17 protein-coding genes are annotated in these 20,692 nt (G+C 70.3%); 4 read left to right on the top strand and 13 right to left on the bottom strand.

Annotation, left to right across the window (positions count from 1 at the left end):
• Window positions 1–2: 2 nt before the first annotated feature.
• The 5 genes from LX12_RS14160 to LX12_RS14140 all read right to left on the bottom strand — a co-directional run bounded on the left by LX12_RS14160 (window position 3) and on the right by LX12_RS14140 (window position 8,379).
• The gene (locus tag LX12_RS14160; RefSeq protein WP_253655228.1) at window positions 3–1,535 is read right to left on the bottom strand and encodes an adenylate/guanylate cyclase domain-containing protein; all 1,533 of its coding nucleotides are present in this window, start codon (window positions 1,533–1,535) and stop codon (window positions 3–5) included.
• Window positions 1,536–1,625: 90 nt separating this feature from the next.
• Entirely contained in the window at window positions 1,626–3,176 is a 1,551-nt protein-coding gene (locus LX12_RS14155; protein ID WP_253655227.1) for an alkaline phosphatase D family protein, read from the bottom strand.
• A gap of 55 nt (window positions 3,177–3,231) precedes the next feature.
• A complete protein-coding gene (locus LX12_RS14150; RefSeq protein WP_253655226.1) occupies window positions 3,232–3,648 on the bottom strand; it encodes a DUF1641 domain-containing protein in 417 nt (138 codons plus the stop codon).
• Between the two features lie 38 nt (window positions 3,649–3,686).
• Window positions 3,687–6,851: a formate dehydrogenase subunit alpha gene (gene fdhF, locus LX12_RS14145; RefSeq protein ID WP_253655225.1), complete on the bottom strand. Its 3,165-nt coding sequence runs from the start codon at window positions 6,849–6,851 to the stop codon at window positions 3,687–3,689.
• Window positions 6,852–7,092: 241 nt separating this feature from the next.
• Window positions 7,093–8,379, bottom strand: a complete 1,287-nt coding sequence (locus tag LX12_RS14140) for an adenylosuccinate synthase (protein WP_253655224.1) — start codon at window positions 8,377–8,379, stop codon at window positions 7,093–7,095.
• Between the two features lie 119 nt (window positions 8,380–8,498).
• Here LX12_RS14140 and LX12_RS14135 point away from each other — a divergent pair, with 119 nt between their 5' ends.
• Entirely contained in the window at window positions 8,499–9,182 is a 684-nt protein-coding gene (locus tag LX12_RS14135) for a hypothetical protein (protein WP_253655223.1), read from the top strand.
• Window positions 9,179–9,961, top strand: coding sequence for a site-2 protease family protein (locus LX12_RS14130; RefSeq protein ID WP_253655222.1), 783 nt, complete (start codon window positions 9,179–9,181; stop codon window positions 9,959–9,961). The genes LX12_RS14135 and LX12_RS14130 overlap by 4 nt, the downstream gene beginning before the upstream one ends.
• Before the next feature lie 64 nt (window positions 9,962–10,025).
• Here the strand turns inward: LX12_RS14130 and LX12_RS14125 are convergent, their stop codons facing one another.
• From LX12_RS14125 to LX12_RS14110, 4 genes are all read right to left on the bottom strand, one after another.
• The gene (locus LX12_RS14125) at window positions 10,026–10,643 is read right to left on the bottom strand and encodes a pyridoxamine 5'-phosphate oxidase family protein (protein ID WP_372505023.1); all 618 of its coding nucleotides are present in this window, start codon (window positions 10,641–10,643) and stop codon (window positions 10,026–10,028) included.
• Between the two features lie 49 nt (window positions 10,644–10,692).
• A complete protein-coding gene (locus LX12_RS14120; RefSeq protein WP_253655220.1) occupies window positions 10,693–11,607 on the bottom strand; it encodes a cation diffusion facilitator family transporter in 915 nt (304 codons plus the stop codon).
• Window positions 11,608–11,726: 119 nt separating this feature from the next.
• Window positions 11,727–12,845 (bottom strand): FUSC family protein, encoded by a 1,119-nt coding sequence (locus LX12_RS14115; protein ID WP_253655219.1) that lies wholly within the window; start codon window positions 12,843–12,845, stop codon window positions 11,727–11,729.
• A 28-nt stretch (window positions 12,846–12,873) separates the two neighbouring features.
• Window positions 12,874–13,290 carry a DUF3151 domain-containing protein gene (locus LX12_RS14110; RefSeq protein WP_253655218.1) on the bottom strand — a complete coding sequence of 139 codons (417 nt, stop codon included), beginning with the start codon at window positions 13,288–13,290 and terminating at the stop codon, window positions 12,874–12,876.
• Window positions 13,291–13,403: 113 nt separating this feature from the next.
• Here LX12_RS14110 and LX12_RS14105 point away from each other — a divergent pair, with 113 nt between their 5' ends.
• The gene (locus tag LX12_RS14105; protein ID WP_253655217.1) at window positions 13,404–14,756 is read left to right on the top strand and encodes an Rv0361 family membrane protein; all 1,353 of its coding nucleotides are present in this window, start codon (window positions 13,404–13,406) and stop codon (window positions 14,754–14,756) included.
• Window positions 14,757–14,801: 45 nt separating this feature from the next.
• On the opposite strand, the gene fbaA is transcribed toward LX12_RS14105, so the two are convergent.
• Window positions 14,802–15,839, bottom strand: coding sequence for a class II fructose-bisphosphate aldolase (gene fbaA / locus LX12_RS14100; protein ID WP_253655216.1), 1,038 nt, complete (start codon window positions 15,837–15,839; stop codon window positions 14,802–14,804).
• Between the two features lie 113 nt (window positions 15,840–15,952).
• Window positions 15,953–18,484, bottom strand: a complete 2,532-nt coding sequence (gene pepN / locus LX12_RS14095; RefSeq protein WP_253655215.1) for an aminopeptidase N — start codon at window positions 18,482–18,484, stop codon at window positions 15,953–15,955.
• 76 nt (window positions 18,485–18,560) lie between these two features.
• Between pepN and LX12_RS14090 the strand changes: the two genes are divergently transcribed.
• On the top strand, window positions 18,561–19,286 hold the full coding sequence (locus LX12_RS14090) for a DedA family protein (RefSeq protein WP_253655214.1): 726 nt from the start codon (window positions 18,561–18,563) through the stop codon (window positions 19,284–19,286).
• Between the two features lie 175 nt (window positions 19,287–19,461).
• On the opposite strand, the gene LX12_RS14085 is transcribed toward LX12_RS14090, so the two are convergent.
• On the bottom strand, window positions 19,462–20,145 hold the full coding sequence (locus tag LX12_RS14085; protein WP_253655533.1) for a TrmH family RNA methyltransferase: 684 nt from the start codon (window positions 20,143–20,145) through the stop codon (window positions 19,462–19,464).
• On the bottom strand, window positions 20,142–20,672 hold the full coding sequence (gene pyrE / locus LX12_RS14080; RefSeq protein WP_253655213.1) for an orotate phosphoribosyltransferase: 531 nt from the start codon (window positions 20,670–20,672) through the stop codon (window positions 20,142–20,144). Before pyrE ends, LX12_RS14085 begins: the two co-directional genes overlap by 4 nt.
• Window positions 20,673–20,692: the final 20 nt, after the last annotated feature.

The raw sequence follows: 20,692 nt of genomic DNA, 5'->3' as shown, positions 1-20,692 counted from the left end.
GCTCAGCGCGCGGCGTAGACCACCGTCTCCGCGGTGCGTCCCCGCAGCGTGACGGTCTCCTGCTCGCACCAGTGCTGCACCTCGTCGTGCGCGGCCTCGACCGCGGCGCCGCTGGCCAACGGGTGGGCGGGGTCGCGTTTGGCGAGCTCGCTGAGACGCGCCGACTCGTTCACGGCGTCACCGATGACGGTGTACTCGAACCGCTGGATGGCGCCGACGTTGCCGGCGACGACGCTGCCGTAGCCCACGCCGATCCCGGCCGACAGCTCGGGGACCTCGTCGGCGAGGCGGGACGAGATCGCCCGTGCCGCGGCGAGTGCCGCGCCCGCGGAGTCGTCGAGGTCGATGGGGGCGCCGAAGACGGCGAGCACCGCGTCGCCCTCGAACTTGTTCACCAGGCCCTTGCGCTGCTCGACCTCGGTGACGATGACGGCGAAGAACCGGTTGAGGATCGAGACGACCTCGGACGGTCGACGTTCCGCGGCCAGCGTCGTCGACCCGATGACGTCGACGAAGACCACCGCCACGGTGCGTTCGGTGCCGCCCAGCTCGGGGTCGCTGGACAGCGCGGCCTCGGCGACGTCGCGACCGACGTGGCGACCGAACAGGTCCTGCAGGCGTTCCCGCTCGCGCAGGCCCTGGACCATGTCGTTGAAACCGGCCTGCAGCTCACCGAGTTCGGTGTCGTCGAAGATGACGACCGAGACGTCCGTGTCGCCCTTGCTGACCTTGGTCATGCCCGACGCGACGTTGCGGACCGGCGCGATCACGTGCGTGGTGTTGAGCATGGTCAGCAGCAGACCGGTGAAGAGCGCGATCCCGACCAGGACGGTGATGCCGACGAAGACGTCGGTCTTGGTGGTCTGGTCGCGGAAGAGTCCGAAGCCCGCGACGAGGAACATGCCGACGATGGGGATCCCCGACCCCACCGACCACGAGATGAAGGCCCGGGTGCGCAGGGCGCCTCGACGACGACGGGCCGACCGCGGGTCGGCGGCGATGATCTGCGCGGCGATCGGTCGCAGCGAGAACTCACTGAGGAGGTACGAGATCGCGCAGACCACCGTGCCCGACAGCGCGACGACGAAGAAGATCTTCGGGATGAGGTTGGGGTCGAGCACGCCGTAGCAGATCGTGAACATGATGACGGCGCCGATCCAGAAGGCCGCCTGCAGTGCGGTCAGCTTCCACGGGATCCACCGGGCACGACGCGCCTCCTTGCGCGTCGGCTCCTGGTCGCGGATCGCCCAGCGCAGCTGACGGACGATGATCAGCGTGCCGAGCAGGGCCCCGAGAACCAGAGCCGCACCGACGTAGATCGGCAGCGCGATGAAGTTGACCCACCAGAACTTGGTGTGGAAGACACTCGGTTCCGGGATGCCGGCGCTCGACAGGACGATGGCGATGACGGCCCCGATGGCGTTCGACAGCACGATCGACAACGTCAGCAGCACCTGGATGCGGATCCGTTGCTTGCGGCGGCCCTCGTCGACGGACCCGAGGAGGATCGAGCCGTAGTCGTAATCGCGACGCATCAGCCGCACTGGTCACCCACAGCTGTCATCGCCCCCGGTGGGTCCGCGGGCGCCCGAGAGCAACTTACCCGGTGACCCGGCCGCGACCCCTCACTCTCGCGGGATGTCCGTGCGGTGCAGGCGCGCGCCGGTCGCGTCGAAGAGCGACACCGACATGCGTGCGCCGACGGGGTCGATCTCGACCTCGCCGAAGTGCTGGTACTGCGGCACCGCGGGCCCGACGTTCGGGGTGCTCGGTGCGTGGACGAACACCTGCTCGATCCCGAAGGTCCGGTCGAGCTTCCCGGCCGGGAACGCGCCGGCGTGCAGCGGCCCGGAGACGAACTCCCAGAACGGCCGGAAGTCACGCACCGCGGCACGGTCGGGGTGGTAGTGGTTGGCCGCGGTGTAGTGCACGTCGGCGGTCAGCCACACGACGTTCCGCACACCCCGGGTGCTCCGCAGGACCCGTGCCAGTTCGGTCTCGCGGCCCAGCGGGGCACCGTCGTCGCCCTGCGCGACGGCCTCGATCGCGGACGCGTCGCCGTACGTGGTGTCGGGGACGACGATCCCCAGCGGCAGGTCGTTGGCGACGATCTTCCACACCGCACGGGAGGAGTTCAGCCCGTCGACGAGCCAGCGCGCCTGCCGGTCACCGAGGATGTGGCCGCCGGTCGGGACGCGGGAGTCGGAGTTGGAGTCCTTGTAGCTGCGCATGTCGAGCACGAAGATGTCGAGCAGCGGCCCGTAGGAGACCTTCCGGTACACCCGACCGTCGACGGCGTCGACCGGTGACACCGGCTGCCACTCGTGGAACGCCTGCAGAGCACGAGCGGACAACACGTCGGCCCGCTTCTCCTGCGTGTACGCGGGATTCGCGACGATCTCGCCGGGGAACCAGTTGTTGAACGTCTCGTGGTCGTCCCACTGCACGAGCTGCGTGGTCGTCGCCGCGAAGCGGCGGTAGTTGTCGTCGGTGAGGTTGTAGGCGTGGTTCCCGCGGAACTCGTCCAGGGTCTGTGCGACATCGGATTTCGCGGCGCTGACGCGGTTGCGCCACAGCTGTCCGCCGCCGAGGTCGACGGTGTCCTTCATCGGGTTGTCGGCGTAGATCGTGTCACCGGAGTGCAGGAACAGGTCGCTCTGCCGGTGGGCCACGGCCGCGAATCCCCGCATGCCCCCGCGGGACTCGTCGATGCCCCACCCCTGGCCCGCGACGTCACCGGACCACGTCAGGCGGATCGGCGCAGGGAGCACCGGGGCGGTGCGGAAGGTGCCCGTCAGTGGCTGCGACCGCGTCCCACGATCGGACTCGAGGGTGACGCGGTAGTGGATGGTCGCCCCGGGCGGCATCCCGGTGACCCGGACGCGTCCGGTGCCGTCGGTGGCCGGGGTCAGCACTGGGCCGACGAACCGCCGGGAGAGCGTCAGGTCCTCCAGCGGCGACGCCTCGACCACCATCCGCGCGGGCGTGTCCGATCGGGCCCACACCAGCGCACCGTCGGGGCGCGGGTCACCCGACGCGATCCCGTGGGTCAGCGTCGGACGTGCGCGCACCAGCCCGGGTGTCGCGGTCGCGCGGGAGGCGACGAGGCCCGACGCCGGGACCAGCAGGCCCGCGGCGGCGGTGGAGGCGAGGAGACGACGACGGGTGAGGGCCATCGACCGATCGTCGCGTCCGCGGACGAACGGGAGGTGACGTCGAGGCGAACCCCGATCAGCGCTTCTCGGGGCCCAGTGCCGCGCCGATCGCCGCGAGCGCCGCCAGCGCGGCGGACAACCCACGACGCGTGTCGGGGTCGCGGAGCCGCTTGGCCAGCGACACCGGACCCTCGGGACGTGCCGCGGCCGCCGCGGTCGCGTCCGTACGGGCCTTGCGGATCCCCCCGGCGAGACGTTCGGCCTCCTCGGGGTCGAGGTCGGCGAGTCCACCCGCCAGCGCGACGCCGGCGCGCAGGGTGTCGGCGTCGATCGCGTCGAGGAGGGTGTGCAACAGCGTCGGGTACGCCCGCGCGCCACCGGCGAGCGCCCGGAGCAGGCCGCTCTCGTGCAGGGCGTCGACGAGGTCGTCGAGCTCGTCGTGGGCTGCGGTGTCCGGCGGGGTGGGCGGGGTGTAGGCGAGGGAGCGTGCCATCGGTGGGGCCTCTCGACGAGTGGTTCGGCTCGGGGTGGTCAGGCGCGCGCGTCGCCCGGTTCGGGCTCGGGCGGCAGGACGTAGTCGGGACGGTCCCACTTGCGAGGGGTCTCCACCCCGGCCTGCGGCGTCGGGTGCCCATAGCGGTGGTGGTTGCGGGGAAGCGGCGGTCCCGTCGGGTGGCCGTGCACGTCCCGCGAGCCCATCCGGCCGCGGTCCGCGCCGCGTCGGGACCCACCGCGCACCTCCTGCGGGCCGTCCGCCCGCTCGAGGTACACCGCGATCTCCTTGTACGCCGGGGTGTGCGAGTCCGGGTCGACCTCGTTGGACGTCAGCGAGTTGATCTCGGCGGCCTGCATGGGCACCCACAGCTGGTCGTCGGCGACCTCGTCGGACAACAACACCCGCGCGGTGATCTCACCGTGCCGCGAGACCAACCGGACCCAGTCACCGGTCGCCAGACCGTCGTACTCCTCGGCGGTGCGTCGGGACATCTCGACGTAGGTGTCGGGGACGATGTGCGTCAGGCCGGTAGACCGCAGGGTCAGGTTGCCCTCGTGGAAGTGCTCCAGCACGCGACCGTTGTTGACGTGCAACGGGTACTTCTCGTCGGGCTTCTCGACCGGCTCACGGAAGTCCAAGGGGTACAAGCGCGCCCGGCCGTCGTCGAAGTGGAAGCCGTCGGAGTACAGCAGTGGTGTGTCGGTCCCGTCGGCGGCGACCGGCCACTGCTGCGAGTCGTAGCCCTCGAGCCGGTCGTAGCGGACACCCGCGAACAACGGTGTCAGCGAGGCGATCTCGTCCATGATCTCACTCGGATGGGTGTACCCCCACTCATGACCCATGTGCCGCGCGATGTCCTGCAGGATCTGCCAGTCGGCCTTGGCCTCCCCGATCGGCTCCATCGCCTTGTAGAGGCGTTGGATGCGGCGTTCGGTGCTCGTGAACGTGCCGTCCTTCTCCAGCGACGCGGCCGCCGGGAGGACGACGTCGGCGAACTCGCAGGTGCGGGAGAAGTACAACTCGGAGACGACACAGAACTCGAGGTTCTCCATCGCCTCCTGCACGTAGTGGATGTTCGCGTCGACGAGGGCGAGCTCCTCGCCGATCACGAGAAGGCCCTTCAACCGGCCCTCGTGGGCGGCGTCGACCATCTCGTGGTTGTCCATGCCCGGTTCGGTGGAGAACTCACGGCCGTAGGCCCGCTCGAACTTCGCCTTCACCTCGGGGTCGTCGATCGGCTGATAGCCGGTGTAGAACGTGTTGATCGTCCCGAAGTCGCTGCAGCCCTGCACGTTGTTGTGCCCGCGCAGCGGGTAGCCACCCGTTCCCGGACGGCCGTAGTTGCCGGTGACGAGCAACAGGTTCGAGATCGCCGTCGAGGTGTCGGATCCCATGTGGTGCTGGGTGACACCCATGGCCCACAGCGCGACGACGGAGTCGGCCGTCGCCACCCGTCGCGCGACGTCGACCAGCGTGTCGACGGGGATGCCCGTGCGCTCCTGCGCGTACTCCAGGGTGAAGGGCGCCAACGACTCCCGGTACTCGTCGAGGCCGTTGACCTTGTCGGCGAGGAAGTCCTCGTCGGCCCATCCCTCGTCGAGGATGTGCCGGGCGACCGCGGACAGCCAGATGAGATCGGTGCCCGGGTTCGGCCGCATGAAGACCTCGGCCCGCTTGGCCAGGCCGTGCTCGCGCAGGTCGGCGACGATGTGCTGCTGGCCGTTCAGCTTGTGCGCGCGGCGCAGCCGGGCGGCGATCACCGGGTGCGAGTCGGAGGTGTTGGACCCGACTACGAGCACCAGTGCTGCCCGCTCCATGTCGCTGATCGACCCGGCGTCACCGCCGTAGCCGACCGTCCGCCACAGTCCCTGGGTCGCCGGCGCCTGACAGTAGCGGGAGCAGTTGTCGGTGTTGTGCGTCCCGAAGACCTGTCGCGCCAGCTTCTGGGTCAGGTAGGACTCCTCGTTCGTCGCCTTCGACGACCCGATGACGGCGACGGCGTCCGATCCGTCCCGCTCGATGATCGCGCCCATCCTCTCGGCGATGTGGTCGAGCGCCTCGGCCCACGAGACCTCGACGAATCGGTTGCCGCGCCGGACGATCGGTCGGGTCAGCCGGTCGGGCGCGTTGATGTGGTCCCACCCGAACTTGCCCTTGACGCAGGTCGAGATGGAGTTCGCGGGACCGTCGTGCTGCGGTTGGATGCGCAGGATCTCGCGGCCGCGGGTCTCGACGTCGAAGCTGCACCCGACACCGCAGTAGGTGCACACGGTCTTCGTCACGTCGGTGACGGCCTGTCGGGCGGTGGCCTCGGCGTCGCTGAGGGCGTACAGCGGCAGGTAGCCGGTGGTCGGCTCGACGCCCTTGACGATGTCGATGGCCGGACCGCGGGTCTCCTCCGGCCACGTGGTGAACAGGCCGTGGCGGCCGAGCATCGTCTTCTCCATCAGCGCGTTGCACGGGCAGACGGTGACGCAGTGCCCGCAGCTGACACACGACGACTCACCCGCCGGCGACCCGCCGTCCCACAGCACGCGCGGGTTGTCGGACTCCCAGTCGATGGACAGCGTCTCGGTGACCTGCACGTCCTGACACGCCTCGACACAGCGGCCGCAGAGGATGCACTGGTCGGGGTCGTACCGGTAGAACGGGTGGCTGTCGTCGATCTCGTAGGGCTTGGGCCGGAACGGGTTCCGTTCATGGGTGAGTCCGGCGGCCTCGACACCCTTCTTCAGCTCGCACGCGCCGTCGTTGTGGTCGCAGATGGTGCAGTAGAGGACGTGTTTGCGGATGAGACGCTGCGCCGCCTCCTCCCGCGCGTCGGCGGACACGCCCTCGGTGCCGATCTCGAGTCCGGCGGTCACGGTGGTCGCGCAGGCGCGGACCATCTCGCCGTCGACCTCCACCATGCAGGTGTCACAGGTCTGCAGCGCACCCAGCGCCGGGTGGTAGCAGACGCGCGGCCACTTCTGCCCCTGGTCGGCGATGAGGGCCTCGATCGCGGGGCGGTCGGCGACCGCGGGGATCACGCGGCCGTCGACGACGATCTCGACGTCGCGCGGCGGATCGGCCGCCGCGTCCTGCGACAGCGGGCGGAAATCGGGGTGCGGACCGGACCTCTCGGACCGCACGGGTGGGTCGGAGGCGTCGGGTACCGCGGACGCGTTCTCGACGTGGGGCGATGAGCTCTTGTCCGGCACGGCTGCTCCCTCGAGCGGGCGCACACACCCCGACGCGCACGACGACGACGCGGTCGGGAGGGTGTCACGGCGGGAACCGCGTGGGCTCTGCTCGCCACACGGTGCGGTCGACGGTCGCGGCGACGCCGGGCTGGGGCGTGGGGGCGACCCCCTTCACTGTGTCACGCCGACACCGACATCGCAGGCGTCTGCACGAGACCGGTCGCGCCGGTCCCGAGACGAACCGGGCATTCCGCCCGGGTCAGAGGATGTCGCGCCGCACGATGGTCTGGTCGCGACCCGGTCCGACGCCGATGCACGAGATGTGCGCGCCCGCCAGCTCTTCCAGACGCACCACGTAGTCCTGTGCGTTCTTCGGCAGGTCGTCGAAGGTGCGGGCGCCGGAGATGTCCTCCCACCAGCCGGGCATCTCCTCGTAGATCGGCGTCGCGTGATGGAAGCCGGTCTGCGTCATCGGCATGTCCTCGACCCGCTCGCCGTCCACGTCGTAGGCGACGCAGATCGGCACGGTGTCGAGGCTGGAGAGCACGTCGAGTTTGGTGAGGAAGTAGTCGGTGATGCCGTTGACACGCGTGGCGTACCGGGCGATGACCGCGTCGAACCAGCCACACCGTCGGGCGCGTCCGGTCGTCACACCGACCTCGCCGCCGGTCTTCGCGAGGTAGGCGCCCCACTCGTCGAACAGCTCGGTGGGGAAGGGTCCCGACCCGACGCGGGTGGTGTACGCCTTGAGGATGCCCAGCACGGTGGTGATGCGCGTCGGCCCGATGCCCGAGCCGACCGCGGCGCCACCGGACGTCGGATTCGACGACGTCACATAGGGATACGTGCCGTGGTCGACGTCGAGCAGGGTGCCCTGCGATCCCTCGAGCAGAACGGTCTCGCCGCGTTCGAGGGCCTGGTTGAGCAGCAGTCGGGTGTCGGCGATGCGGTGCTTGAAGCCCTCCGCCTGGCCGAGGACCTCCTCGACGACGCGCTCGGACTCGAGCGCGCGCCGGTTGTAGATCTTGGTGAGGATCTGGTTCTTGATCTCCAGAGCCGCCTCGACCTTCTGGGTGAGGATCTTCTCGTCGAGGACGTCGGCGACGCGCACACCGACGCGGGCGATCTTGTCCTGGTAGCAGGGCCCGATGCCGCGGCCGGTGGTGCCGATCTTCTTGTTGCCCAGGAAACGCTCGGTCACCTTGTCGATGGCGACGTGGTACGGCATCAGGAGATGCGCGTCCGCGGACAGCAGCAGACCGCTGGTGTCGACGGAGCGCTCCTCGAGGCCCCCGAGTTCGGTGAGCAACACACCGGGGTCGACGACGACACCGTTGCCGATGACGTTCTTCACGCCGGGCGTGAGGATGCCGGACGGGATGAGGTGCAGCGCGAACTGGTCACCACTGGGGAGGACGACGGTGTGGCCCGCGTTGTTGCCACCCTGGTAGCGGACCACCCACTGCAGCTTCTCGCCGAGGAGGTCGGTGGCCTTGCCCTTGCCCTCGTCCCCCCACTGCGCGCCGATCAGTACGATCGCAGGCACATCGTGCTCCTTCCGGCCCGGGGATCACCCGAACCGTGGGACAACCCTACTGGCTCGGTGCGTCGCCGGTCACACTGACTCGCGGCGGCCGCGCACCGAACGAATCGGAGATGTCGGCCATGACTGCGCCGAGTCCGGCCCGGCCGGCCGTCATCGCGGCGTCCGACGCCGCTGTCCCCGCCGCATTCGCCGACTTCCCCGTCATCCGGACCTCGCTCACCCGCGACGACCTGCGTGCCTCGGTCGCCAAGGCCGCGGCACCACTCGACGTCGTGCGGGTGGTGGTCGTCGGGGGTGCCGACACCCCCGACGCGATCCTCGCGGGCGTCGTCTCGCGGCTGATGATCGCCGAGCGTCTCGACCTCGAGGTCGCCTACGTGGCGCCGACCGCGACCCCCGCGACCGGCGTCTATGGGCTGCCCCACGGCGACGACGCCGCGCAGCTCGCCCTGACCGGCGCGGCGTCGACGCTGCCGCTCATCCGCGACGACGCCGCGGTGGTCATCGTCGGCGAGGCATCGCATCGCGGCGTGGACGGGCCGTTCACCGGTGAGACCTACGTCGACAGCGAGCGCCTGTTCTCCGGGGAGGCGAACGAGGTCCGTATCCGGCCGACGGCACACGAACCCGGCGTCGAGGGGGCGATTCCCCGCCGTTTCCGCACCAAGTGGGTCGCGGGACGCGCCGTACAGACCGGCGGCATCGACATCGTCGTCGAGCGAGACGGCGTTCGCGCACCGCGACCCGTCCATCGGTCGACCGTCTACCGGCACGCCGAGGACTGGAACCTGGTGCGGCCGTGAGCACGGCGACGCAGATCGCGCGCTCGGTCCGGCCCGGGCCGGTGTTCCTCGGCGTGGTCGCGGTGACCGTCGCCGGCGGCGTCGTGCTCGCGAACTCCGATCCCGGACGGAACGCCACCTCCATCGTCGGCGCGTTGATGCTCGTCGTCGGCGGTTGGGTGGTGTCGCTGTGCCTGCACGAGTTCGGGCACGCGGTCACCGCCTTCGCGTTCGGCGACGCCAACGCCGAGCTGCGCGGCTACCTCACTCTCGACCCCCGCAAGTACGCGCACCCCGGCCTGTCGATCACCCTGCCGCTCGTCATCATCCTGCTGGGCGGCATCGGTTTCCCGGGTGGCGCGGTGTACGTGAACACCGCGGCGATGAGCCGGGTCCAGCGGACGATCGTGTCGCTGGCGGGACCGGCCGCCAACGTCGTCATCGCGGTGATCCTGCTGGCCGTGCTGCGGACCCGGCTCGACTCGATCGACTTCGCGACGATCAACCTGTGGTCGGCCCTGGCCATGCTCGCGTTCCTGCAGATCACCGCCGCGGTGCTCAACCTGCTCCCCGTCCCCGGTCTCGACGGCTACGGGGCCGTCGAGCCGTATCTGTCCCCGCAGACCCGACGGTCGATGGCGCAGGTCGGTCAGTACGGCTTCCTGATCGTGTTCGTCCTGCTGCTGCTGCCGCCGGTCAACCGCGCATTCTTCGACGTCATCTACTGGTTCTTCGACCGCTCGGGCGTCCCGTCGACCCTGGCCTCGCTGGGTTACCAGCTCGTCGTCTTCTGGCGCTGACACGGCGCCCGGCGGGTGACCCCCGTCTGCATCGACCGCCGCCTGTGGACGATGGCGTCCGCCCTCAGCCTCGGGCGAGCCGACGCACGGACTCCGGCGGCGTGTCACCGGTTGCCGTGATCGGAGGGTCGTACACGGTCCGGACGGGGACGACACCGGTCCACGCCGACGCGTCCTCGGGTGCACCGGGCGGTCCACTGCGCGCCTTCGCGATCCACTGTCCGTCGAGGATGGGCAACACCAGGGTCGTCGTCGCGGCGACCTCCTTGCGGGTGTGACCGCGGACCTCGGTGACCCGACCCGGGATCAGCTTGTCACTCAACACGTTCAGCGCGGAGGCGGCGTCGTCACGCACCGGCTCGAGCGTCCCGCGGACGACGGCCGAGCGATAGTTGGCGGAGTGGTCGAACAGGCTGTCGGCGACGACGATCCCTTCGAGCGCGAACACCGTGAACGTCACCGACGCCCCCTCGGCGACATGTCGCAGTGCGCCGGCACCCGTGGACCCGTGCAGGACGATGCGATCACCGTCGCGGGCGAACAGCATCGGCACCGACCACGGCAGACCGTCGACGACGGTGCTCAGCGTCCCGACCATCACCTCGTCGAGGAGCGCATCGAGCACCGCGCGGTCACCGCCACGCTCGGGTTTGCGGTGCAGGCGGTCGAGTTCGGCGGTCACGCGGGACATGGTGAAGCGCCACGGCGCCCGAGCGCCACCGGAATAGGGGTCACCAGGTCAGGTCGCGATGGCAGCGCTTCTGCATGTCGACGGGATCGACCTGGACCGTCGCGTGGTCGAGCCCGTGCTCGCCGAGGACCCGACGGGCCGCGGTGAGCACGTCCGCGTTGTCGGCGTCGCTGCCGAGGTGGACGGTCACGACGTCCATGCCGGTGGTCAGCGTCCACACGTGGAGGTCGTGCACGTCGTGCACCTGCGGCAGGGCCGCGAGGTCGGCGCGCACCGCGTCGACGTCGACATGTGCGGGGGCGCGTTGGCTGAGGATCCGCAGTGCGTCGGCGGCGAGCTTGATCGCCCGCGGTGCGACCCACAGCGCGATGAGCACCGCGACGACGAGATCGGCGTAACCCCAGCCGGTGGTCATGGCGATCACGCCGGCGACCAGGACCCCGATGCTTCCCACCGCGTCGGCGAGGACCTCCATGTAGGCCCCGCGGACGGCGATGCTGTCCTGGGCGTCCGCGCGGAGCAGCAGCATCACGACGAGGTTGGCCGCGAGGCCCGTCAGGGCCACGATCACGAGCGTCAGGCCCGGCACCTGCGGATCCGTACCGAGCCGCTCGACCGCCTCGTAGAGGACGAACACGGCGACGCCGATGAGCAGGACGGCATTGGCGACCGCGGTGAACACCTCGGCACGGTGCCACCCGAACGTCTTCTCCCCCGTGGCGCTGCCGTGCCGGGCGAGCAGCAACGCGGTGAGACCCATGGCCATGGCGATCACGTCGGTGGCCATGTGACCGGCGTCGGCGATGAGGGCCAGCGAGTTCACGACGATCCCGACCGTCAGTTCGACGACGAAGAACGTCCCGATGACGACCATCCCGACGGCCATCGGCCACAGCCGGCGCGTCGCGGCGTCCGCCGTCGGCGCGCCGTGGCCGTGATCGTGACCCAGTCCCATGTCGCTAACATATGCGTGGTCACGCATGTATGGCAAGCGCGCCCGTCGCAAACGTCCGACATACGCGAGCAGAGGGAGCATTGCCCTCTGCTCGCGCGGAGCGGACGTGTGTGACGACGTCAGCGCAGCGTCGCCAGCGCGGACTCCCGCTTGAGACCGGAGACCATCAACAGGTCGACCACAATCGAGCGCACCTGCGCGAGGATCACCGTCTCCGACAGGCCTCCTCCGGCGACCAACTCCGGCTTCGCCTTCCGAGCGATGGTCCGTAGCACGCGTGCCGCGTCGGCGCCGTCGGGCGATTCCCCGGGATCGGCGAGAAGCATGCGGCGCAACACATCCAGCGCCCCGACGAGGTCGGCCACGACGTCGACGACCTCGTCGTGCACCGGTTCGTCGGCCTGGATGGCCGAGACCGCACGCCGCGCCAGCACCCGGAGGTTGCGGACGGCGTTGTCGATGGGGTCGGCAGTCGCCTCGAGGCGACTCAGACGCCGGCGGGAGTTCCAGTACAGCGGTGAGATGCGGCTGATCTCGCGACCACCGCTGAGGTCCGACCGCATGGTGTCGATGGCACCCTGCGTCGAGCGGGCCCGCTTCAGCGCGCCGGAGACGATCTCGACGTCGCGGGCACCGAGTCCGTCGACGATCCCGTCGACCACCCCGGCCATGGTGTGCAGCACGGCGGCGGCGTCACGCCGCGCGCGCAGGACCGGATGCGTCGGGACCAGCGCCACGATCAGCACGCCGATGACACCGCCGACGAGCGCGTCGACCATGCGGTTGACCCCCGCCGGTCCCCCGGGCGGCAGCAACGTCGCCACGAGCACGGCCGAGCTGCCCGCCTGCAGCGGGACGAGCGGTCCGCGGTCGACGGCGACCGCGACGGTCATGGCGAGACCCACGACGACCGAGATCTGCCATGCGCCGGTCCCGATGAGGCTGACGATGAGGTCGCCGACACCGATCCCGACGGTGACACCGACCACCATCTCCACCGCACGGCGCCAACGCTGGCCGAGGGACACCCCGAGCGAGATGACCGCGGCGATCGGCGCGAAGAACGGTTGCGAGTGACCGATCACGTCGTGCGCCACGGCCCAGGAGACCCCGGCGGCGATGGCGCACTGCAGGACCGGGATCAGGGAGTACCAGACGCGCCGTGTCCGGGTGCGGATCGGCGTCGGCAGTGCGTTCTGTCGGCGCCGGACCGTCTCGAGTGCCGTGTCGACCGTCACCCGCGGGCGCGGGTGCGACCGATCCGGATCAGGCGAGTCCGAGCTCGCCGGCCGCGGCGGGGTCACTGTCGTTCAGCAGGTCGAGGCATCGCAGGTACTCGTCCTGCTCGCCGATGGCCTGCGCCGCCCGGGCCAGCGCACCCACGCAGCGGAGGAACCCGCGGTTGGGCTCGTGGCTCCACGGCACCGGGCCGAAGCCCTTCCATCCGTGGCGTCGCAGCTGGTCCAGTCCACGGTGGTAGCCGGTGCGCGCGTAGGCGTAGGCGGTGATGGTCGCGCCGGACGCGAGCGCGTCCTCGGCGAGCTGCGCCCACGCGATCGACGCCGTCGGGTGCGCCGCGGCGACGGCCTCGGCGGCGGTGCCGTTCAGCAGGTCCGACTCGGCCTCGTCGTCGCCGGTCAGCAGGGTCGGTTGCGGTCCGAGCAGGTCTCCGAATGACGTCACCGCCTCATTGTGCACGCCACCGACGGCGTCGCCGGACATCGCGGAGCCGTTCGTTAGTCTGGCTGGGCGCTGGGGGCGCACAGGGGATCCAGCACTGATGAAGGCGAGGCACGATGTCGCATCCCGACGACACCGGCGATTCCGCGCTCGGACGCGTGGCGCGATCGCTGCGACGCCGTCGGACGACACCGTCCGCGCCGGACGAGAGCGCCGCACGGTCCGCGACGAGCACGCCCGCCGAGACGCCGGACCCCGCCGAGGACACCGCCCGACCGGAGGTGACCGAGCCGACCGACGACACGACCGAGGCCGCGACTGACGCCGAGTCACCGGCCGCCGCCGACGTCGATCCCGAGGAGCCGACGGCCGCCGCCGACGTCGATGCCGAGGAGCCGACTGCCGCCGCGGAGGACGAGGTCGCCCCCGACGAGGTCGCCCCCGACGCGGATCCGGTCGACGACGCGACGGACGGCGAGGAGGCCGCCGACGACGCGGCGGACACCGCCGGCGATACCGAGTCGGAGGGGACCGACGACGCCGCCGACGAGGGGGATTCCGCCGAGCCTGAGCCGGAGCCCGAGGCCGCGCCCGCGGCCGACGCTGTGCCCGAGGACGAGACCAAGGCTGAGGCTGAGGCTGAGGACGAGACCAAGGCCGAGGCTGAGGCTGAGGACCAGACCGAGGACGCAGCCGGGGTCGACGAGCCCGCGCAGGACGAGTCGGCGTCCGATGGGGAGTCCGAGACCCCGGAACCCGACGAGGTGGTGGCGGCTGCGTCGTCCGAGGACGAGCCCGAGGACACCGCGGAGCCGTCGGGGTCCGACGAGCCCTCATCGCCCGAGGCGGGGTCCGATGCCGAACCCGAACCGGAGCCAAAACCGGAACCGGAGCCCGAGACCGCACGTGCGGAGCCGCAGAAGATCGCGCCCGTCGCCGAAGAGAAGGCTGCGCCGCAGTACATCCCGCCGGTGACGGCCGGCACCGGGCCACGTCCGGACAGCGGGCAGAACCGTCGGAAGCTGCTCGTCTGGGCCAGCTCGATCGCCGCGATCATCGTGGCGGTGGTCGTCGTCGTGATCGCGGTGCTCGCCTCCCGCGGGAGCCCCGCGGTCCCGCAGGCCGACCAGGCCGCCGACGTCGCGCAGAACTACGCGACCGCGCTGTCGAACGGCGATCTGACGACGCTACGGGACGTGACGTGCGGTGACCGCAAGCAGTTCTACGACTCGACCGACCCGCAGGCGTTCGCGGCGCAGTACCGCGCGCAGAAGGACGCGGGGCGGCTCGTCGAGGTGCGCGGCGTGAAGGCGGCGCGCGTCGTCGACCCGACGAACGCGATCGTCGAGGTCAGCGCGGCGCTGACCGGCTCGCCGGACAAGACGTCGGACGTCGTGCTGCGACTCGAGTCGCAGGACGGCTCCTGGAAGGTGTGTTCGTCGTCGGCGGGGTCGCAGCCCACCGGATAACCCACGCCCCGGCCGACGCGAGGACGCGTCGGCCGGGCGGGGTGACTACTTCGCGATCGACTTGCCGGCCGACTTCAGGTCGTTGCAGGCCTCGACGACGCGCTCGCTCATGCTCGCCTCGGCCTTCTTGAGGTAGCTGCGCGGGTCGTAGACCTTCTTGTTGCCGACCTCGCCGTCGATCTTCAGCACGCCGTCGTAGTTGCCGAGCATGTGGCCGGCGATCGGGCGGGTGAAGGCGTACTGGGTGTCGGTGTCGACGTTCATCTTGATGACGCCGTAGCTCAGCGCCTCGTCGATCTCGCTCTTCAGCGAGCCGGAGCCGCCGTGGAAGACGAAGTCGAAGGGCTTGTCCCCGGCGCCGTCGCCGAGCTTGCGGACCGCGACCTCCTGGCCGGTCTTGAGCACCTCCGGACGGAGCTTCACGTTGCCCGGCTTGTAGACGCCGTGGACGTTGCCGAAGGTGGCGGCCAGCAGGTAGCGGCTGCCCGAGTCGCCCGCACCGAGTGCGTCGACGGTCTTCTCGAAGTCCTCGGCGGTGGTGAACAGCTTCTCGTTGATCTCGTTCTCGACGCCGTCCTCCTCGCCGCCGACCACGCCGATCTCGATCTCCAGGATGATGTTCGCCGACGCGGCCTTGGCCAGCAGGTCCTTGGCGATCTCGAGGTTCTCGTCCAGCGGCACCGCGCTGCCGTCCCACATGTGCGACTGGAACAGCGGGTTCTGACCGGCGTCGACACGCTCCTGGCTGATCGCGATCAGCGGGCGGACGTAGGTGTCGAGCTTGTCTTTCGGGCAGTGGTCGGTGTGCAGCGCGACGAGGACGTCGTACTTCGCTGCGACGACGTGGGCGAACTCGGCCAACGCGACCGCGCCGGTGACCATGTCCTTGACCCCGAGGCCCGACCCGAACTCCGCACCACCGGTGGAGAACTGGATGATGCCGTCGCTGCCGGCGTCCGCGAAGCCCTTGATCGCCGCGTTGATCGTCTCCGACGACGTGCAGTTGATGGCCGGGAAGGCGTAGCCGCCCTTCTTGGCGCTGTCGAGCATCTGCGCGTACTGCTCGGGGGTGGCGATGGGCATGTGACGGTCCTCCAACCGGTCGTTGTGCGGAGTGCGGCGGCCGGGGTCACCGGGGTCGCTGCTCGTGGGGCCAGTATGTCAACTCACGGTGGTGCCGGTCACGGGCAGTCTTGTCAGCCCGCGGCGCGCGCCGCCAGGGCGCGGGCGAGGTCGTCGCGGCCCTCGCTGACGTACCGGCGGGCGGTGGCGTCGGCGTCGGTGTCCGCGAGCCAGGCGTCGACACGCTCGAGCGTGGACCGGCTGGGGTTGGCCAGCGGGAACATGCTGATCAGCACGATCCGCCCGATCCACACACCCATCGTCGGGACGACGGTCGACGCGAGCTCCAGGTACTTCTCGACGTAGGGCTCCAGGACGTCGGCCTGACCGGACACCTGGAACCCGCCCGCGTACGCACGGCGGGTCTCGTTCGGTGTCGACGGGTCGAGCGCCGCCTTCTCCCAGGCGTCGGCCTTGGCCTCGGCGGTCGGACGCATGGCCCGCACGCCGGCGGCGCGCTCGGCGCCGGAGTTGGTCGGGTCCCGCTGCAGTTCGGCGTCGAGCTCGTCGTCGGAGAGATCACCGAGGCGGGCCAGAGCGCCGACGAACGTCCAGCGCAGGTCGGGGTCGACGGTGAGTCCCTCGAGGCCACCGTCGAGCAGCGACCGGATGGCCGACGCGTCGGTTGCCGCAGCCGCGAAGCCCCGCGCCAACGCGAGCTGGTGGTCGCTGCCCGCCTCGGCCGCGACGAGCAGGTCGTGGACGCCCAGCGCCCACCGCGCCTGCAGCGCGTCGACGTCGCCCTCGGGGCTGAACAGGCTGACCGCGCTCTGCGCCTGGCGCAGCAGCGACGCGACCGCGGTCAGGTCCGACTCCGACCCGACACCGGCGAGCACGAGATCGACGAAACGTGGTGCGGGCAACTGCGCGTCGCGCGTCATGTCCCATGCGGCGCTCCAGCACAGTGCGCGCGGCAGCGACTCGCTGATGTGGTGGATGTGCTCGAGCAGCGTCGCCAGCGACCGCTCGTCGAGGCGGATCTTGGCGTAGGTGAGGTCGTCGTCGTTGAGCAGCACCAGATCCGGCTGCTCTCGGCCGACCAGCTCGGCGAAGTCGGTGCTCTCACCCTCGACGTCGGTCTCGACGCGGTGGGTCCGGACCACGGCGCCGTCGACGATGTCGTACAGGCCGATCGCGATGCGGTGGCGTCGCAGGGTCGGGTGATCGGGGTGCGCCGACTGGTCCACGGCGAACGACGTGAACGTCCCGTCGTCGCCGACCTCGAACCGTGCCCGCAGGGTGTTCACACCGGTGGTCTGCAACCACTCCGCGGCCCACCCGTCGAGCTCACGACCCGACGCGGTCTCCAACTCGTGCAACAGATCCGACAGCTCGGTGTTGCCGTAGGCGTGGCGGGTGAAGTAGGCGCGCAGGCCGGTGAGGAAGTCGTCGATGCCGACCCAGGCGACGAGCTGCTTCAGCGACGACGCGCCCTTCGCGTAGGTGATGCCGTCGAAGTTGGCCTCGACGGCGTGCAGGTCGAAGTTGTCCGCCGCGATCGGGTGTGTCGAGGGCAGCTGGTCCTGCCGGTAGGCCCAGTTCTTGCGGTTGTTCGTGAAACCGGTCCAGGCGTCGGTGAACTCGGTCGCCTCCGCCGACGCGTGGTGCGCGGCCCACTCGGCGAAGGACTCGTTGAGCCACAGGTCATCCCACCACTTCATGGTGACGAGGTCGCCGAACCACATGTGGGCCATCTCGTGGAGGATCGTGTTCGCGCGCTGCTCGTAGGCGGCGCGGGTCTGTCGGCTCCGGTAGATCATCTCGTCGCGGAACGTCACCGCGCCGGCGTTCTCCATCGCGCCCATGTTGTACTCCGGCACGAACAGCTGGTCGTACTTGCCGAACGGATACCCCATCGCGAAGGCGTTCTCGAAGAACGCGAAGCCCTGCTTGGTGATGGCGAGGATCTCGTCGGCGTCGAGGTGCTCGGCCAGCGACTGCCGGCAGAAGACACCGAGCGGGATGTCGGCGTACTCGCCGGAGTAGACGTCGCGCACGACGTGGTACTCCCCCGCGACGAGCGCGGTGATGTAGGTCGACATCCGCTTCGTCTCGTCGAAGCGCCACACCGCGTTGCCGTCGTCGACGACGTCGGGATCGGGCGACGCCGAGTTGCTCACCACCTGCCAGTGCGACGGCGCGGTGACGGTGAACGTGAAGGTCGACTTCAGATCGGGCTGCTCGAACGTCGCGTAGACGCGGCGGGCGTCGGGCACCTCGAACTGGGTGTAGAGGTACACGCGGTCGTCGGACGGGTCGACGAAGCGGTGCAGGCCCTCGCCGGAGTGGGAGTAGGCGCAGCGCGCGGCGACGACGAGCTCGTTGTCGGCGGCGAGGTCGCTCAGCGCGATCCGGTTGTCGGCGTACGCGTCGGCGGGGATGTCGGTGCCGTTGAGGACGATGCTGTCGATCTCGGCGTCGACGAGGTCGACGAACGTCGAGGACCCCGGCGTGGCGGAGAAGGTCAGCGTCGTCACCGAGCCGAACCGGTGCGTGCCGGACTCGGGTGCCTCGAGGGTGAGGTCGAGGTCGACGCGGTAGACGGGATCGGAGACGATCTCGGCGCGCTCGCGGGCTTCGTCACGGGTCAGGTTGGTGCCGGGCATGGCGTCAACTGTTCCATGCTGACCGGCCCCGCGCGCACAGGGTTTCCTCAGGTCGGACCGTCTAGGGTGTGTACCCGTGACTTCGACCGTCCTGGCCGACGCGGCCACCGTGAACCAGGCGCTGCTGCCCGGCTTCCTCGACCCGATCACGCTGCTCGGTTACTTCGGCACCTGGGCGCTCGTCGGTCTGCTGCTGGTCATCCTGATCGAGTCGGGTGTGCTGTTCCCGGTCCTCCCGGGCGATTCGCTGCTGTTCGTCGCCGGACTCGTCGCGGCCGGCGAGTCGGCCGACGTCAAGCGCTTCGCCTCGCTGTGGGAGCTGCTGATCCTCATCCCGATCGCCGCGATCATCGGTGGCCAGATCGGCTACTGGATCGGGCGCTACGCCGGCACGACGATGTTCAAGCCCGGCAACCGCTTCCTGAAGGAGCGCTACCTGGCCGAGGCCCACGAGTTCTTCGAGCGCCGCGGCCCGATCACCATCTTCCTGGCCCGGTTCGTCCCGATCGTGCGCACGCTGGCCCCGATCGTCGCCGGTGCCGCCCGGATGAACTTCCTGCTCTTCACCGTCTACAACGTCGTCGGCGCGATCGTCTGGGGCTGCGGCATCACGCTGCTGGGCTACTGGTTGGGCCAGTTCGAGGTCATCCAGAAGCTCATCGAGCCGATCTTCATCGTCATCGTGCTGGTCTCGGTGATCCCGATCTTCTGGGAGTACTACAAGCGCCGTCGTGCCGAGAAGCCGAACGCCGCGGCCGCCGGTGTCCCCGAGGCCGCCGAGCCGGAACTCCCGCGCGACTGACCTCGCTCTCGCGCGGTACTCGCGGTTCCGCGCCGTGCTCGGCGCGGAGACGCGAGCGGGGCGCGGGCGGGCCGTTTCCGCGGCTTTCTCGCCGATCCGCGCCGTCGTTGCCCACCCGGGTCGTCCGCACGGGCCCGGGCCGTGCTCGACGCGGGTCGGCAAGCTCAGCGCGGGTTCACCACGCGTGACCTAGGTCCGCGTGCTGCCGGATCCACGCATGCATGGCGATCCCGGCGGCGACGCCGGCGTTGATGCTGCGGGTCGAGCCGAACTGCGCGATCGAGACGGTCAGGTCGGAACGGGTGCGAGCGTCGTCGCTGACACCGGGTCCCTCCTGGCCGAACAGCAGGACGCAGTCACGCGGCAGGTCAGCGGTCTCGAGCCGCGCGGCACCGGGCGTGTTGTCGACGGCGACGACCGCGAGGCCCCGCTCCCCCGCCCACCGCATCAACGTGTCGACGTCGGCGTGGTGCTCGATGTGCTGGTAGCGGTCGGTGACCATCGCACCCCGACGGTTCCAGCGTCGTCGTCCGACGATGTGGACGGCCGCCGCGGCGAACGCGTTGGCCGTGCGCACGACGGTCCCGATGTTGGCGTCGTGCGCGAAGTTCTCGATCGCCACGTGGAAGGCGTGCCGGCGGGTGTCGAGATCCGCGACGATCGCCTCGCGCCGCCAGTACCGGTACGGATCGACGACGTTGCGCCGGTCGCCGTCGGCCAGCAGGTCGGGGTCGAGTCGGTCGTCCTCGGGCGGCGGCCCGGCGTGGGTGGCCGACCACGGACCGACGCCGACGGGTTCGGTTGCGCCGGTGACCCACTCGGTGGGACCGGGCGCGTCGGCGCCCTCGGACTCGGTCAGGCCAGCCCCAGGTCGGCCAGACCGAGCAGATGCCGGTACGGGACGCCCTCGGCGGTGATGACGTCCTCCGCCCCGGTCGCACGGTCGACGATCGTCGCGACACCGACGACGTCGGCACCGATGTCCCGCGCCGCGCGGACGGCGGTCAGCGGCGAGTTGCCCGTCGTGGTGGTGTCCTCGACGACGAGCACCTTCTTGCCCACGATGTCGGGGCCCTCGATCTGCCGTTGCATGCCATGGGTTTTCGCCGCCTTGCGGACGACGAAGGAGTCGATCGGTCGGCCGTCGGCGTGCATGATGGCGGTCGCGACGGGGTCCGCACCGAGGGTGAGGCCACCGACCGCGTCGTACTCCCAGTCGGCGGTGAGCTCACGCATCAGGGTGCCGATGAGCCGGGACGCCTCGTGGTGCAGGGTCGCGCGGCGCAGGTCGACGTAGTAGTCGGCCTCCTTGCCGGACGACAGGGTGACGCGTCCGTGGACGACAGCCAGCTCGGTCACCAACTCGGCCAGTCGTTCTCGGCTCATCCGGTCCTCTCGGGTGGGGT

Source organism: Williamsia serinedens (genome assembly GCF_024171725.1).
Classification (GTDB): domain Bacteria; phylum Actinomycetota; class Actinomycetes; order Mycobacteriales; family Mycobacteriaceae; genus Williamsia_A; species Williamsia_A serinedens.
This window is presented reverse-complemented; position numbering and strand designations above follow the sequence as displayed.